We start from the raw sequence: 16302 nt of genomic DNA, 5'->3' as shown, positions 1-16302 counted from the left end.
CTTGCGGGGAAAGAGAAGATAATTATGAAAAAAATATTAAATGTTGGATTAGATGTAGGATCTACTACAGTTAAGATAGTAGTGCTGAATCAGCAGGAAAAAATAATATATAGTAAGTATCAGAGGCATTTTTCAGATATAAAAAGTACAATAGCTGATATTTTATATGAGGCGTATAACAATTTTAAAGATTGCAATATTACTATAATGGTGACAGGCTCCGGTGGACTAGCTTTATCTAAATGGCTAAATATTAAATTTATTCAAGAAGTAGTAGCTAGCGCATATGCTATAGAAAATGTTATTCCAAGAACCAATGTGGCTATTGAGCTAGGTGGAGAAGATGCAAAGATTATATATTTTGATGGGGGAATTGATCAAAGAATGAATGGTACATGCGCTGGAGGTACTGGTGCATTTATTGATCAGATGGCGTCATTGCTTCAAACGGATGCCACAGGACTTAATGAACTTGCGAAGGCCCACAAAACTATATATCCTATTGCAGCTAGATGTGGAGTTTTTGCAAAAACAGATATTCAACCCTTATTAAATGAGGGTGCTGCAAAAGAAGATATTGCTGTATCAGTTTTTCAGGCAGTAGTTAATCAAACTATTAGTGGACTTGCTTGCGGTAGACCAATTAAAGGGAATGTTGCATTTCTAGGTGGGCCATTATATTTCTTGTCTGAACTAAGACAAAGGTTCATTGAAACTTTAAAGTTAACAGAGGAAGAAATTATTTTTCCAAAGGATTCTCAGCTGTTTGTTGCACTAGGAGCTGCCATGGCATCAAAGGATGAGTACACTATTTCATTTGAAGAATTAAAGACGCAACTTCCAAAGCTAAAGGAAGCATCAGTACAGGAAGTTCAAAGGCTTAGGCCACTATTTTTAGATGAGGAAGAACTAGAAGTTTTTAATAAGAGGCAGAGTCAATATAAGGTAGCGAGAAGAGAACTTGCGGGATACCAAGGGGATTGTTTCTTGGGAATAGATGCGGGGTCTACTACTACTAAAGCTACACTAATAGATGAGGATGGTGCACTTTTATACTCTTATTATGGAAGTAATGAAGGTAATCCCTTAACTTTAGTTAGAAAAATATTGAAAAATATATATGATATTTTACCAAAAGATGTAATTATTAGGAATTCAGCGGTAACAGGTTATGGTGAAGGATTAATAATGGCAGCATTAAAAGTAGATATTGGAGAAATTGAAACTATAGCTCATTACAAGGCGGCGGAATTTTTTCTGCCAGGAGCAGATTTTATATTAGATATTGGTGGACAAGATATGAAGTGTTTAAGAATAAAAGATGGTGTCATTGATAGTATACTTCTAAATGAAGCTTGCTCTTCTGGCTGTGGCTCTTTTATAGAAACTTTTGCTCATTCTTTAAACATGGAAATAGAAGATTTTGCAAATGTAGCATTAAGTTCTAGAAGTCCAGTGGACCTGGGTTCAAGATGCACAGTGTTTATGAATTCCAGAGTTAAACAGGTTCAGAAGGAAGGTGCATCTGTAGGTGATATATCAGCAGGTCTTTCTTATTCAGTGATAAAAAATGCTCTGCTCAAAGTTATTAAAATAAGAGATCCAAAGGACATGGGTAAAAAGATAATTGTTCAAGGCGGAACCTTTTATAATGATGCAGTACTTAGGGCTTTTGAACTTATTTCAGGAAGAGAAGCAGTTAGACCAGATATTGCAGGTCTGATGGGAGCTTTTGGGGCTGCACTTATTGCAAAAGAAAGAACTGAAGACGGGAAGCTTTCTACATTATTAACACTCGAACAATTGGATAGCTTTAAGGTAGAAACCACCATGGGTAGATGCAAAAATTGTGCAAATAAGTGTGTTCTTACGGTTAATAAATTTGATAAGATCCGGGAATTTATATCCGGTAATCGCTGTGAAAAAGCACTAGGTCTTAGCGGTAAAAAAGAAGAGATTCCTAATGTATATGACTATAAATATAAAAGAATATTTAATTATACCCCACTAAAGAAGGAAGATGCCACAAGAGGCGTAATTGGAATTCCAAGGGTTCTTAATATATATGAGAATTATCCATTTTGGTTTACTTTCTTTACAACTTTAGGATTTAGGGTAGAATTGTCCCAAAGATCATCTAAACAGATATATGAAATGGGAATAGATACTATACCCTCAGAATCGGCTTGTTACCCTGCTAAAATAGTACATGGACATATAATGAGTCTTATAAATAAGGGAATAGACACTATATTCTATCCTTGTATTCCTTATGAAAAAAAGGAGCAACAAGGAGCGGATGATCACTACAACTGTCCTATTGTAACGTCATATCCTGAGGTAATAAAAAACAACATGGATATATTGAAGGAAAGAGATATTGTGTTCCTAAGTCCTTTTATATCTTTAGACAATAATAAAAGTCTAATTGTGAGACTCGCTGATGAGTTTGCTAGTTTTGGAATTAATAAAAAAGAAATAGCAATGGCGGTTAAAAAATCATGGACAGAAACTGAAAATGTGAAATTGGATATTCAAAGAAAAGGTGAGGAAGTAGTAGAATATATTAGGAGGACTGGAAAGAAGGGCATAGTACTCGCTGGAAGACCTTATCATATAGATCCAGAAATTAATCATGGTATCCCAAGTGTAATAACTGATTTCGATATGCCTGTACTTACAGAGGATTCTGTAGCTCATCTAGGTATTGTTGAGAGGCCACTAAGAATAGTAGATCAGTGGGTATACCATTCTAGATTATATGCTGCAGCTAGTTTTGTAGCAAAAGAGCCAAATATTGAGCTTATTCAGCTAAATTCTTTTGGTTGTGGTCTTGATGCAGTTACCTCAGACCAAGTTCAAGAGATTTTAGGCAGTAGTGGAAAGATATACACGACTTTAAAAATTGATGAAGGAAATAATTTGGGAGCAGCAAGAATCAGAATAAGATCATTAAAGGCCGCGCTTAATGAAAGAGATAAAAATGGGACTGTGCCTAAAAAAATTAAAGAGGCCACAAGCAGGATTATATTCACTAAAGAAATGAGAAAAACACACACTATTTTATCTCCACAAATGTCTCCAATACATTTTCAATTTGTACAGGAAGCATTTAATTCATCAGGATATAATTTAGAGATTTTACCTTCAGTGGATACTGAGGCTGTAGAGGAAGGCTTAAAATATGTAAATAATGATGCCTGTTATCCAACCATAATTGTAGTAGGACAAATAATTCATGCACTAAAATCAGGTAGATATGATATAGAAAATACTTCTGTTATAATTTCTCAAACTGGTGGAGGATGCAGGGCTACAAACTATATTGGCTTCCTTAGGAAAGCACTAAAGGAAGCAGGATTCCCGAAAGTTCCAGTGGTATCATTAAATGCTGCTGGCCTCGAGTCAAATCCAGGGTTTAAATTTACGCATTCATTGGTTAAAAAATCATTAATGTCCTTGGTATACGGAGATTTACTTATGAGAGTGCTCTACAAGGTTAGACCATACGAACGGATACTTGGTTCAGCTAATTTACTTTATGAAAAATGGGTAAAAATTTGCAAACAAGCAGTAATAAAGGGAAGTAGTAAAGAATTTAAAAATAATATATCTTCAATAGTGGCTGATTTTGATAATCTAGAACTTAAAAATATTTTAAAACCTCAGATAGGCCTTGTAGGAGAGATTTTAGTTAAATTCCATCCTATAGCTAATAATAACATTATAGATGTTATTGAAAGTGAAGGCGGGGAGGCGGTTATGCCTGATTTAATTGACTTTTTCCTTTACTGCGCTTTTGATGCTAATTTTAAATATGAATATTTAGGAATGAGCAAGAAGGATAAAATATTAAATAACGTGGCAATTGGATATATAGAAAGTTTTAGAAAACATATGAAATTAGTTTTAGATCATAGTAAAAGATTTCATGCACCAAAAACTATACAAGAATTAGCAAAGGGTGCAGCACCAATTTTATCCTTGGGCAATCAAACAGGTGAAGGTTGGTTTTTGACTGGTGAAATGGTAGAGCTTATTGAAAGTGGTACCAAAAATATAGTGTGTATGCAACCTTTTGCTTGTCTTCCTAATCATGTTACGGGTAAAGGAATGATTAAAGAATTAAAAAGACGGTTTCCAGGCGCTAATATAACTGCTATAGACTATGATCCAGGTGCCAGTGAAGTAAATCAAATTAATAGAATAAAACTCATGATGTCTGCTGCTTTAAAAAATCTTGAGAGTGAAATAGAGGTTAAAGATGCTCACGAGGAAGTGGCTAGTGATAAAAAAATAGACTAGTAAAATGAAGGAGTGTACATTATGGAACGGGAAATTAAAAATAACATAGCATTTAAAGAAAGAAAAAGGCTAATGCTATTTGGATTACCATTTACATTTACATTATATAACATTCAAGAGGATAAGTTAACTATACAAGAAGGATTTATAAACAGGGAGATAAATGATTGTTATCTATATAAAATCCAAGATACAACTTTAAATAAGAGCTTATTTGAGAGAGTATTTGGGCTTGGAACAATTATATGTCATACTGGGGATGTAACTCACCCAACGCTAGTGTTAAAGCATATTAAAAATTCTGATGCAATTAAGGAGTATTTGTTTGAGACATCAGAACAAAGTAGATTAAAAAGAAGAACAGTTAATATGCAAAACATAGGGGCTGAAAACTTAGACGAAGTCGAGTAGAAAGTACATTAAGAAATTTTTCTTATATTATGCTATAACGAAAAGTATATATTGCTACAAATGCGCTCACTTCACCAAGTAATTCTACGATTTATTTTATTTACGGCTGCTAAAAAATGCAAACTCGCTATCGCTCAAACATGCATTTTTCTTTACGCACCTGCAAATAAAATAAATTGAGAATTACTAAGGTTTGTTCCAACGCATTTTACGCAATATATACTTTTGTTAGCATAATCTAAGCAGCCCTATGGAAATTTCTTAGGGGTGGAGACGTATCAATAAATAATTGTTATGTCTTCTGGGATGCTTATAGAAAGTTTCAACACAGAATGGAAATCTAAGTAAATATGTATAAGTAACTATAATTATGAAGGTTCGGCATTTAGGAGTGTGAAAGATAGTATATAATGAGTTTTACAGAATCTTAGTTCATGTAATAAACTTAGATTCTGTTAACGAATTATCAACTATCTGAGCATCCTAAGTTCCGAACCTTCATTGTTTAGCCTTGTTATTTATTTTAGATCTTTTACTACTTTTTCGGCAAATGTATTGTTGACTATTTTATCGAAGGCAGGTCTTTGTGGGATTAAATCTGCTTTGTAAGATTGGATTATATCCATAAGTTTTGTTAAATCATCAGGTTTTAATATTGGGTTTGGTGAAAAAGCATTTATATTTCTATAATTCTTAATAGACTCAATAAGTACAGCTTCATCTGCACCAGGGAAGAAAGACTTAATTGAAGTAATTACTTCCTCATCAGAATGACTACTTACCCATTTTTGACCTTTATAAATTGCCCTAGTTACCTTTTCTATTATTACTGGATTTTTTTCTATATAAGATTTTGTAGCAAAAAAACAGGTGTAAGGCATAGTACCAGCAGACGCGCCTATGGAGGCTACAATCTGTCCGGAATTGTCTTTTTTCATCATACTAGCAGTAGGCTCAAAAAGAGTAACGTAATCACCTGTGCCGCCTTTGAAAGCGCCAGCAGTAGCTGTGAATGCTAGGTTAGTAATAAGGTTTATATCTTTGACAGGATCAATTCCATGATTTTTTAAAACATACTCTAAAGCCATTTCAGGTACTCCGCCAGGTCTTCCACCTATTACAGTTTTACCCTTTAAGGATTCCCAGTTAAAATCTGCTTGCGCATTTCTAGATACTAAGAAAGCCCCATCCTTTTGTGTTAATTGTGCGAAAATTACAGGATAGTCTTCCCGTTTTTGATTATAGATGTAAATAACTTGTTCTGGTCCACAGAAACCTATGTCTACAGCATTACTTAAAACTTGTTGCATGGTTTTGTCTGCTCCTTGACCAGTTGAAAGATCAATTTGAATACCTTCTTCATTAAAGAAACCTTGAGAAATAGCTGCATACATAGGAGCATAGAAAATAGAGCGAACTACTTCATTTAATTTTACTTTTACGAGAGCATCATTAGTGCCTATTTTACATCCAGAAAATAAAGTGGTTATTAAGGCAAGAGATAAAAGTATTGAAAAAATTGAATTTTTTTTAATCTTCATAGATACCTCCATATTATAAAGTTGTTATGGTTATATAATATGAAATATTAAGTAGATGTGACATTCTAAATTAATTCTAAATTAAATCTAAATTAAATAATGAAATATATTGACATATATATAAATGAAGAGATATAATTAAGAACAAATTAAAATTTTATAATCCTTAAAAAGCTTAGATGAAGAGGAGTAAAGGGAAATTAATATTAAGAGAGGAAGATCCATAGGTTGTAAGATCTTCTATATGAAAAACCTTGAAGGTAGCTTCGGAGCTTCTTTGTTGAATTTATGTAATAATAAGTAGTAGACAAAGACGGTTATCTTAATCGTTAAATTATCAAGAGCCTGTAGATTTGCAGGAAAAAAGGTGGTACCGCGAGTTCTTCGTCCTTTTATAGACGAAGGCTCTTTTTGTTTTTTTGGAAATTAAGAGTTTCAGGGGAACTGTCAGCTGTCAGCTGTCCTAAAGTGATACTGGTTTTATGTCGGATTTTATAAATAAGGAGGAATCAATTATGGAAGAAAATAATAATATTGCTAAGAATTATGATCCCAAGGATTTTGAAGAAAGACTTTACGCAGGGTGGGAAGAAAAAGGATACTTTACTCCAGATGTGGATAAGAATAAAAAGCCATTTACAATTATGATGCCACCACCCAATATCACAGGAAAATTACATTTAGGTCACGCTCTTGATAATACTCTTCAAGATATTTTAATAAGAACTAAAAGAATGCAAGGGTATAGCACACTGTGGCTTCCAGGAGAAGATCATGCTAGTATTGCAACAGAAGTAAAGGTTGAAAATGAACTTCTAAAGAAAGGTCTTGTGAAAAAAGAAATGGGAAGAGAAGCCTTCCTTGAAAAAGTTTGGGAATGGACTGGTGAATATAGAGAAAAAATTAGAGGACAATTAAAGAAAATGGGTTGTTCTGCTGACTTTACAAGGGAAAGCTTTACTATGGATGAAAACTTAAATCATGCAGTTAGAGAAGTTTTCGTCAAATTATATAAGGATGGGCTTATTTATCAAGGTAATAGAATAACAAACTGGTGCCCTAAATGTATGACGGCAATTTCAGATGCAGAAATAGTATTTGAAGAGCAAGCCGGTCACTTTTGGCATATAAAATATCCAGTAGTTGGTAGTGATGAATTCTTAGAAATAGCTACTACAAGACCGGAAACTATGCTCGGGGATACTGCTGTCGCAGTAAATCCTAAAGACTCACGTTATGCACATTTAGTAGGGAAAACATTGATTTTACCTCTTGTAAATAGAGAAATACCAATAGTTGCAGATGATTACGTTGATTTAGATTTTGGAACAGGTGCAGTTAAAATCACTCCAGCCCATGACCCTAATGACTTTCAAATAGGAAAGAGACATAATCTACCTGAAATAGTGGTTCTAAATGAAAATGCAACTATATGTGAAGGCTATGGAAAATATTCAGGACTTGACAGATATGAGGCAAGAAAGCTTATTGTAGAAGATTTAGATAGTGCGGGGCTATTAGTTAAAATAAAAGACCATGCTCACAATGTAGGTACTCACGATAGATGCGCAACCACTGTAGAGCCACTGTTATCTAAACAATGGTATGTTAAGATGGAATCACTTGCAAAGCCAGCTATAGAGGCTGTACGTGAAAAGAAAACTAAATTTGTTCCAGAGAGATTTGATAAAACCTACTTCAATTGGATGGAAAACATTCAAGATTGGTGTATATCAAGGCAGTTGTGGTGGGGGCATAGAATTCCAGTGTGGTACTGCAAAGATTGTGGAGAAATAATAGTTGCATCAACGGGACCAACAAACTGCACTAAATGTAATAGTATAAATTTGCAGCAGGATAAAGATGTTCTTGATACTTGGTTTAGCTCAGCATTGTGGCCTTTCTCAACACTTGGTTGGCCAAACAATACAGAGGATTTAAAATACTTTTATCCAACAAGTGTTTTAGTAACAGGATATGATATTATATTCTTCTGGGTTGCAAGAATGATTTTCTCAGGACTTTATAATTTAGAGGAAGTACCCTTTGAAACGGTATTAATGCACGGAATGGTTAGAGATGATCAAGGAAGAAAAATGTCTAAGTCATTAGGCAATGGTACAGACCCATTAGAAGTAATAGAAAAATACGGCGCAGACGCACTAAGGTTCTCACTTGCTACAGGAAATGCGCCAGGTAGTGATATGAGATTCTATGAATCAAGAGTAGAGGCTGCGAGAAATTTTGCAAATAAAATTTGGAATGCTTCTAGGTTTGTTATGATGAACGTAAATGAAGAGTTAATGTCACAATACAAAGATAATAAAAACTATACTATTGCAGACCAATGGATATTATCAAGAATGAACACTGTAGTAAAAGAAGTTACAGAAAATATCGAGAAGTTTGAAATAGGCATAGCTCTTCAAAAGGTTAATGATTTTATGTGGACAGAATTCTGTGATTGGTATATTGAACTTGTTAAACCAGTATTATACGCAGAGGATTGTGAGGCAAAAGGCATAGTTCTTAATGTATTAAACAATGTATTAAAAACTGGACTTAAATTGCTTCATCCTGTTATGCCATTTATAACAGAAGAAATTTATACTCATTTAGATAATGAGTTTGAATCTATAACTATTGCTAAATGGCCAGAGTATGAAGAGGTTCTTAAAGATGAAAACGCAGAACAAAGCATGAACTATATTATTGAAGCAATAAAAGACGTAAGAAATGCTAGAGCGGATATGGATGTACCACCTTCAAGAAAAGCCAAAACATTTATATATGCTACAGAAGGAAAAGAAGCGTTTGAGCAGGGATTAGTTTATTTCCAAAAACTTGCTTCAGCAAGCGAAGTAGTATTCTTAAATTCTAAAGAAGAAGCACCAGAAAATGTAGTCACAGTAGTAACTAAGGGTGCTGAAGTATATATGCCACTACTTGAGCTTGTAGATTTAGAAAAAGAATTAGAAAGATTAAACAAAGAAAAAGAAAAACTAGCAAAAGAAATTGACAGAGTTGAGAAGAAACTTTGTAATGAAAGATTTACAGCTAAAGCTCCAGTAGAAGTTGTAGAAGAAGAAAGAGCTAAGGGTGACAAATATAAAGAAATGTATAAGGCAGTAATTCAAAGTATAGAAAATTTGAAATAGATTCTAGTAAAGGGGATATGTATTAAATATACATATCCCCTTTTGCTTAAAAGACTCCTACTTATAAGTAGAGTTACATATTGCAACAAAAGTAAAACATCAGTGGTGGTCTAAATCTCCTTCTGAAGTCGTTAATATTGCAGTACTGAAAATTATGATTTAACAATAAAAATAAAAATATATCAATAAAAGGTTGTTAAGTGTCCCCAAGTTGGTATAGAATTTAAGAGACGTCAAAAAGTTGTTAACTGTCCCCATCTAGTTATACCATTTTGAAAGGACTGATAAATATGAATTATAATGAAGCTATGGCTTATATAAAAAACACAGCCAAGTTTGGCACTAAACTTGGGCTTGAGAGAACTGAAAAAATATTAGAACTTATAGGAAATCCACATAAAAAATTAAAATGTATACATATTGCAGGGACTAATGGTAAAGGCTCTACTACAGCTATGGTGACTAATATTTTGGTTAAAGCCGGATATAAGGTGGGCTCATATATTTCGCCATTTATTGAAGAGTTTGAAGAGCGGATGCAAATAAATAATGTGAATATTTCTAAAGGAGATTTAAGCCATATTATAACAGAGGTTTCAAAGGCAGTAGAAAAAGTAGTGGAACTTGGATATGGTAACCCAACAGAATTTGAAATCATTACTTGTGCAGGATTTTTATATTTTTATAAAAATAAGGTAGATTTTGCAGTAGTGGAAGTAGGCTTGGGGGGAAGGCTCGACTCAACAAATGTAATTATACCTATCTTAAGTGTTATTACATCAATTAGCTTGGACCATACTCAAATATTAGGTGATACTATTGATAAAATTGCTTATGAAAAAGCAGGTATTATTAAGGAAGGAATTCCTGTAGTTATGTTTCCACAACAAAAGCAAAGCGAAGAGATAATAGAAAGAATATGTATAGAAAAAAATTGCAAATTAATAAAAGTAGCCAAGGAATCATCTACATATTTAGGAAAAGAAAATTTACAGCAGGTTGCAATCACTTCATTGGAGGGAACAGCATATAGCAATAATAATGTTGTAACTCAAAAGTTGAAAGTTCGAACTTTAAATAATGATTATATTATTGAACTTTCACTTTTAGGAAAGCATCAATTATTAAACTGCTGCGTAGCAATTCATGTAATAGAGGAGCTTATATTGCAAGGCGCTACAATAAGTAAGGATAATATTTTAATGGGTCTATCAAATGTAAAATGGCCAGCAAGACTGGAAGTAATGAATAAAAGGCCTTTAGTTGTTATAGATGGAGCACATAATATAGATGGAATAAAAAACCTTACTGAAAGTATTGACATGTATTTTAATTACAACAAAATCATATTAATTTTAGGTATCCTTGCAGATAAACAAGTTGAAGAGATGATAATGACTATAGTTCCAAAGGTAAGTAGAGTAATTACCGTTACACCCCACAGCGAACGGGCAGAACTTTCAGAAAAATTAAAAGTACAAGTACAAAAATACATCACGGGTTGTGAGGCAATTGAAAATTATGAGAGTGCATATAAAAAAGCATTGAGCTATTGTGGCGAAGAGGATTTATTATTAGTGTGCGGTTCACTATATATGGTGGGAGATATGAGGAAAATAATACGAAATACTGTAGCTTTAAATAAATCTCCTTCTGAAGTCGTTAATATTGCAGCATCGCAGATGATGATTTAAATATGAACAAAGGCACATATTAATAAATAATATGTGCCTTTGTTCATTAAGAACATTAAAATAAATAGCATTTTTGACGTGATATTTATTTTAGTGTGGTTTAATTAAGCATTTACAACTAATTCCTCAAGTGCTAATGCTAACTGGTCAGGGCAAGAAGTACTTTTATTACCACAGCTAATCCCCTTAAGTCTATTTATAGCTTCCTGAACTCTCATTCCTGTTACTAGGCTTGAAATCCCAATTAAATTTCCTGGGCATCCGCCTGTAAAAACAACTTCAGTAATTTTATCATCTACTATTTCAAAATTTATGGTATTGGAACATACTCCTTTTGGTGCATAACTATACATAATGTAACCCTCCATCTTCTGTGATTTTAATAATCACAAAAGTTATTATATACTATAAAGTATCTTTATTTCAAGAAATAAAGAAATATAAGTAAAAAATTCTTAATTCGAATTTGGAAACTATCTTGAATAAACACCATTAATAATTTTTATGAAAACAGTGTTAGCAGATTATTACTATTTTCATATTATGGTTATGAGGAGGTGAGGGATTTGAGAAAGTTATATGTATGTAGTACTTCATCAGATTGCATATCAAAAGTTAACTTGGATTTATTTATAGAAGAAAAAAAAATATATTTGGATAAAAGAAATCTCAAAAAAATTGGTCCTCATGGCATATATGTTTATGAAAATAAACTCATAACAGCTAATAGTTATGATAATAGTATTTCTATAGTTGATATTGATAATTATGAAACTGAAAGTTATTTTATAGGTATGCACTGTAATGATTTATCAGTTTATGATAATAAAGCTTATGTAATTTGTGGAGATTGCGATGACATAATAGTTTTTGATTTAGAAAAAAGACACATTGTAGAAGCTATTCCGTGTGGCAATTTACCACATAGTATTTATATTTGCAAAAGAAAGAATCTAATTATAGTAGCAAATATGAATAGTGATAGTATAACAATAATAGATTGTGCTCCTAAGGGAAATATTAAAAACCTTAGGGTAGGGGCATATCCTACTAAAGCCCTAATTACGCCAGATGGAAATTATATTTTAGTTTGTGAAAGTAATATTGGTATGGACAACAAAGGAAGTATAAGCATTATTTCATTAAAAAACTACAACGTATTATACAATATACCTGTTGGTAATTCACCTGTGGATATGTATTGTAATGAAAGATACTGCTATATATCAAATTTTGGAGATGGAACGGTGAGTATACTAGACATAAATAATTATAAAGAAATAAAAAAAATAAAAATTGGTGGTATGCCTAGAGGAATCCTGGAAGATGAAAAGTATTTGTATGTAGGTGATAACTATAACAATTTACTTTTTAGAATTGATAAATTAACTGAAAATAAAAAAGCCATTTCTATTGGCGGAGAGCCCACAGGAATGACACTTCTATAAAAATTAATCATTTATGAGAAGGTTTATTATCTTATTATAATATTCAGATGGATTTTCTCGCCATTTGCTGCACAAATCCCGTGCTTGCTTGTTAGACGTCACACTAAGTTTTATATCTATAAGTGTAAAATTATCTTCTGACGCAATTAGGTTAACTAAATAATTATTATTGCTTTCTATTGTGTAATCAGCACTAACTGTAAGCTCTTTTTTGATATTTTCAAGGTGGATTTTCAAGTAGTCATCAATAAGTTGCATCTTGGTTTCAGAAATTCTTCCTTTAAATAGAGATAGAACATTGTCACCCTTTTGCGATATGACTAATCTATGTTTGCCCTTTTGCTCAGTAGGCTCAAGAAGGTTAGATGCTATAAGTTCCGTCATATATTGTTGCAATGTAAAATAATTTATAAAATTATTTTCTAGAATAATTTGTGTTATTTGAATATTAGAAATAGGGAGCTTTATTTTATAAAATATATAAAGTAAAAGAAGCTTATTTTCAGCTAAGTCTAAAGCATCTTCAAACATATCATTTCCTCCTTGTAATCTGCTTAGTATAAAACAATTATGAACTATTTTATTTCATTTAAAATTAACTATAAACATTATAACATAAAAAGCATCGAAATGAATCGGTGCTTTTAATTTTTAATAATTCATACATATTTTTACAAGTGATGATTTATAGAAATTAATATGAAATAAATTTTATAAATTAAACTATACATATATTTCAACTTTTAGAATATAAATTTAAAGTATAAATATAGAAGGGAGGAGTGGTTTATAACTGCTGTTGCCTATAGAATATGAGGGGGATATAGCATGGGTACGAGTTACATAAAAAAGAAGATAATACTTATTTTTGTGCTTTTTATTGGAACTTTAATAACTTTAGGTGTTTATAATTTTAAAACTAAAGGTGTATTTATGGGTGAACAACGTAAATTACCAATATATTCTGTAGATACTAAAGATAAAAAAATTGCAATTTCTTTTGATGCAAGCTGGGGTAATGATAGAACAGATGATATTTTAAAAATATTAGATAAATACAATGCTAAAGCAACATTTTTTTTAGTTGGAGCGTGGGTAGACCAATATCCAGATAAGTTAAAGACCATGTATGAAAAAGGGCACGAAATAGGAAATCATTCTAATAAGCATCCTATTATGACTACAATATCTAAAGAGAAAATGATTGAAGAAATAGCCATAACTGATGCTAAAATAATGTCTGTAACGGGACAAGAAACAATTCTTTTTAGATGTCCATCTGGAGAGTATAATAATTTAGTCATTGATACTGTAGAAGCAACAAATCATTATTGTATTCAATGGGATGTAGACAGTATTGACTGGAAAGAGCAAGGGGCAGATATTGAGTTTAATAGAATAGTAAAAAAGACTAAGCCTGGGTCCATTCTTTTATTTCATAATGATGCGAAATATACACCAGAGAATCTGCCTAGAATTTTAGAATATTTAAAAGGGGCGGGCTTTGAATTTGTTAAAATATCAGACTTGATATATAAGAACAATTACTCTATAAATATAGAAGGAAAACAAATACAAAAATAAAAATTAAATATGTTGAAAGTTGCTAGGTATTTGTATTATAATGGAAATACTAAATAATCATAATTTTGCAAAAACATACATGGGGAATATTTAAATAAAATAAAAGTTATTTATTTAAAGAGTTAAACAAAATTATAATATTATTTGGTATATTACATTAAAAAACTGAATACTTATATTCTAAGGAAAGCTTATTAAAAAAACTAAGGGAAAGAGGGGTTATGATGGATAATGTTATGTTAAATAACAAGATTTATTTAGAAGGAAAGGTAGTATCTGAATTAAAATTTAGTCATGAAATGTATGGGGAAGGGTTTTATGTATTTGATTTTGAGGTTTGGAGACTAAGTGAAACAACAGACATTTTAACTATAACAATTTCTGAGCGGTTAATCGCAGGTATGAGTATCAATATAGGAAATGAATTTATAGTTGAAGGCCAACTTAGATCTTACAATAAATTTGTTGACGGATCTAATAGACTAATCTTAACAGTATTTGCTAGAGATATTAAAATTTGTGAAGAACGCAGTAAGAATCCAAATCAAATATTTTTAGATGGATATATTTGCAAAAGTCCAGTATATAGGACAACACCTTTTGGAAGAGAGATTGCAGACATGCTACTCGCAGTTAACAGATTATATAATAAATCTGATTATATACCTACAATTGCCTGGGGACGGAATTCCAGATTTTGCAAAAGTCTTGAAGTAGGGGATAATATAAGGATTTGGGGAAGACTGCAGAGTAGAGAATATCAAAAGAAATTATCTGATGATGAAGTTATAAGAAAAGTGGCATATGAAGTATCTATATCAAAGATGGAAAAGGTTAATAATGATGGTGAGAACATAGTAGAATCAGATATGATGATTGATGAAGAGCAAGACTTTGAAGCTCTAGACGCTATCTAGTATATATAATATAAATTTTCAATTTTAGTCTTTTAAAAACAGGTAAGATTCATTGAATAAGTTTTAGTCATTCTTTTAAACTGTATAAAAGAGCATATATTACGTAAAATGCATATGAACAAGCGTTAGTAATTCAAACTAATTTTATTGGAAGATGCGTTAAGAAAAGTACATGTTTGAGCGTTTAGCGAGTTTGTACTTTTTAGTATCTTTCAATAAAATTAGTTTAGAATTACTCAGCGCAGTGAATTGCATTTGTAGTAATATATGCTCTTTTCTCTATTTTCTTAAATCATCAAGTAGCTTAGTCTTTTCTTTAGTACTATCATCCACATTTTTTATTATTTTTGCGGGTGTTCCAGCAACTACAACATTTTCAGGAACGTCATTTACAACTACGGCACCAGCTGCTACCACTGAATTTTTACCGATTTTTACTCCTTCAAGTATTACAGCGTTTGCTCCAATTAATACATTGTCCCCAATTTCACAAGGGCTTTTGCTTGGTGGTTCTAGAACTCCGGCTACTACGGCACCTGCACCTAGATGAACTCGTTTGCCAAGTTTTCCTCTTGCCCCAACTACAGCATTCATATCTATCATAGTTTCATCGCCAATCTCAGCACCTATATTAATTACAGCGCCCATCATTATAACTGCATTTTTACCTATTTTAACCTTATCTCTTATAATTGCACCTGGTTCAATTCTTGCGTCAATATTTTTTAAGTCCATTAAAGGAATAGCAGAATTTCGTCTGTCTTGCTCAAGTTTGAATTTTTTGATTTTATCTTTATACTTTATTAGAAAATCTGATACCTCATCACTTTCACCAAAAAGCATATAAAAATTACCACTACCAAAATTTTCTATATTTCCAAATTCACATTGTGATAAATCTCCATCGATATATAGTTTAATTGGGGTAGCCTTTTTTGCTTCTTTTATGTATCTTGCAATTTCATAAGGGTCTGTTAAATCATAGTTCATATTTATTCTCCTTTCGTATTATAAGTATTAAGCCAAATTGTTGTTTTTATGCATATATTTTCATGTGCTTAAAACTTAAATTTGTTATTGCTCATAAGAACATAGATAAAATTAAAAGTAAAATTCTAAAATAAAACTATGTACCTTATAAATAATATAGTAAAATGGAGATTATTTAAAGGAAAATATTATTATTATCATATAAAAATTATAAAACTACTGATTTTTGCGCGTTTATATAGTAAAATAACAAT

The 16302-nt window shown here is 31.8% G+C and carries 11 protein-coding genes and 1 other annotated feature; of the genes, 7 read left to right on the top strand and 4 right to left on the bottom strand.

Features of this window, described 5'->3' with window-relative positions:
- Positions 1 to 24: 24 nt before the first annotated feature.
- Positions 25 to 4305 (top strand): 2-hydroxyacyl-CoA dehydratase, encoded by a 4281-nt coding sequence (locus G9F72_RS20495; protein WP_164957726.1) that lies wholly within the window; start codon positions 25 to 27, stop codon positions 4303 to 4305.
- 21 nt (positions 4306 to 4326) lie between these two features.
- On the top strand, positions 4327 to 4716 hold the full coding sequence (locus G9F72_RS20490; RefSeq protein ID WP_164957727.1) for a PH domain-containing protein: 390 nt from the start codon (positions 4327 to 4329) through the stop codon (positions 4714 to 4716).
- Between the two features lie 518 nt (positions 4717 to 5234).
- Here G9F72_RS20490 and G9F72_RS20485 read toward each other — a convergent pair.
- Positions 5235 to 6257, bottom strand: coding sequence for an ABC transporter substrate-binding protein (locus G9F72_RS20485; RefSeq protein WP_164957728.1), 1023 nt, complete (start codon positions 6255 to 6257; stop codon positions 5235 to 5237).
- Positions 6258 to 6424: 167 nt separating this feature from the next.
- Positions 6425 to 6652 (top strand) — a binding site (T-box leader).
- A gap of 120 nt (positions 6653 to 6772) precedes the next feature.
- On the opposite strand from G9F72_RS20485, the gene G9F72_RS20480 reads away from it, so the two are divergent.
- Positions 6773 to 9415, top strand: coding sequence for a valine--tRNA ligase (locus G9F72_RS20480; protein ID WP_164957729.1), 2643 nt, complete (start codon positions 6773 to 6775; stop codon positions 9413 to 9415).
- A gap of 290 nt (positions 9416 to 9705) precedes the next feature.
- Positions 9706 to 11109 carry a bifunctional folylpolyglutamate synthase/dihydrofolate synthase gene (locus G9F72_RS20475; RefSeq protein WP_164957730.1) on the top strand — a complete coding sequence of 468 codons (1404 nt, stop codon included), beginning with the start codon at positions 9706 to 9708 and terminating at the stop codon, positions 11107 to 11109.
- 104 nt (positions 11110 to 11213) lie between these two features.
- On the opposite strand, the gene G9F72_RS20470 is transcribed toward G9F72_RS20475, so the two are convergent.
- Positions 11214 to 11462 (bottom strand): TIGR03905 family TSCPD domain-containing protein, encoded by a 249-nt coding sequence (locus tag G9F72_RS20470; protein ID WP_164957731.1) that lies wholly within the window; start codon positions 11460 to 11462, stop codon positions 11214 to 11216.
- Positions 11463 to 11675: 213 nt separating this feature from the next.
- On the opposite strand from G9F72_RS20470, the gene G9F72_RS20465 reads away from it, so the two are divergent.
- The gene (locus G9F72_RS20465; RefSeq protein WP_164957732.1) at positions 11676 to 12557 is read left to right on the top strand and encodes a YncE family protein; all 882 of its coding nucleotides are present in this window, start codon (positions 11676 to 11678) and stop codon (positions 12555 to 12557) included.
- A 3-nt stretch (positions 12558 to 12560) separates the two neighbouring features.
- Here G9F72_RS20465 and G9F72_RS20460 read toward each other — a convergent pair whose 3' ends face one another.
- Positions 12561 to 13088, bottom strand: a complete 528-nt coding sequence (locus G9F72_RS20460) for a DUF4364 family protein (protein WP_164957733.1) — start codon at positions 13086 to 13088, stop codon at positions 12561 to 12563.
- 297 nt (positions 13089 to 13385) lie between these two features.
- On the opposite strand from G9F72_RS20460, the gene pdaB reads away from it, so the two are divergent.
- Positions 13386 to 14141 carry a polysaccharide deacetylase family sporulation protein PdaB gene (pdaB, locus tag G9F72_RS20455; RefSeq protein ID WP_164957734.1) on the top strand — a complete coding sequence of 252 codons (756 nt, stop codon included), beginning with the start codon at positions 13386 to 13388 and terminating at the stop codon, positions 14139 to 14141.
- A gap of 224 nt (positions 14142 to 14365) precedes the next feature.
- Positions 14366 to 15058 carry a single-stranded DNA-binding protein gene (locus G9F72_RS20450; protein WP_164957735.1) on the top strand — a complete coding sequence of 231 codons (693 nt, stop codon included), beginning with the start codon at positions 14366 to 14368 and terminating at the stop codon, positions 15056 to 15058.
- A 279-nt stretch (positions 15059 to 15337) separates the two neighbouring features.
- On the opposite strand, the gene dapD is transcribed toward G9F72_RS20450, so the two are convergent.
- Positions 15338 to 16048 carry a 2,3,4,5-tetrahydropyridine-2,6-dicarboxylate N-acetyltransferase gene (gene dapD / locus G9F72_RS20445; RefSeq protein ID WP_164957736.1) on the bottom strand — a complete coding sequence of 237 codons (711 nt, stop codon included), beginning with the start codon at positions 16046 to 16048 and terminating at the stop codon, positions 15338 to 15340.
- Positions 16049 to 16302 lie beyond the last annotated feature (254 nt).

This window comes from Clostridium estertheticum, from assembly GCF_011065935.2.
Taxonomy (GTDB): domain Bacteria; phylum Bacillota; class Clostridia; order Clostridiales; family Clostridiaceae; genus Clostridium_AD; species Clostridium_AD estertheticum_A.
The sequence above is the reverse complement of the archived record's forward strand: the minus strand, read 5'-3'. Positions and strand labels throughout refer to the sequence as shown.

Coding starts and splice junctions, on each gene's coding strand:
- G9F72_RS20495 (WP_164957726.1), top strand. CDS start 25: ATGAAAAAAATATTAAATGTTGGATTAGATGTAGGATCTACTACAGTT.
- pdaB (WP_164957734.1), top strand. CDS start 13,386: ATGGGTACGAGTTACATAAAAAAGAAGATAATACTTATTTTTGTGCTT.
- G9F72_RS20470 (WP_164957731.1), bottom strand. CDS start 11,462: ATGTATAGTTATGCACCAAAAGGAGTATGTTCCAATACCATAAATTTT.
- G9F72_RS20450 (WP_164957735.1), top strand. CDS start 14,366: ATGGATAATGTTATGTTAAATAACAAGATTTATTTAGAAGGAAAGGTA.
- G9F72_RS20480 (WP_164957729.1), top strand. CDS start 6,773: ATGGAAGAAAATAATAATATTGCTAAGAATTATGATCCCAAGGATTTT.
- dapD (WP_164957736.1), bottom strand. CDS start 16,048: ATGAACTATGATTTAACAGACCCTTATGAAATTGCAAGATACATAAAA.
- G9F72_RS20460 (WP_164957733.1), bottom strand. CDS start 13,088: ATGTTTGAAGATGCTTTAGACTTAGCTGAAAATAAGCTTCTTTTACTT.
- G9F72_RS20490 (WP_164957727.1), top strand. CDS start 4,327: ATGGAACGGGAAATTAAAAATAACATAGCATTTAAAGAAAGAAAAAGG.
- G9F72_RS20485 (WP_164957728.1), bottom strand. CDS start 6,257: ATGAAGATTAAAAAAAATTCAATTTTTTCAATACTTTTATCTCTTGCC.
- G9F72_RS20475 (WP_164957730.1), top strand. CDS start 9,706: ATGAATTATAATGAAGCTATGGCTTATATAAAAAACACAGCCAAGTTT.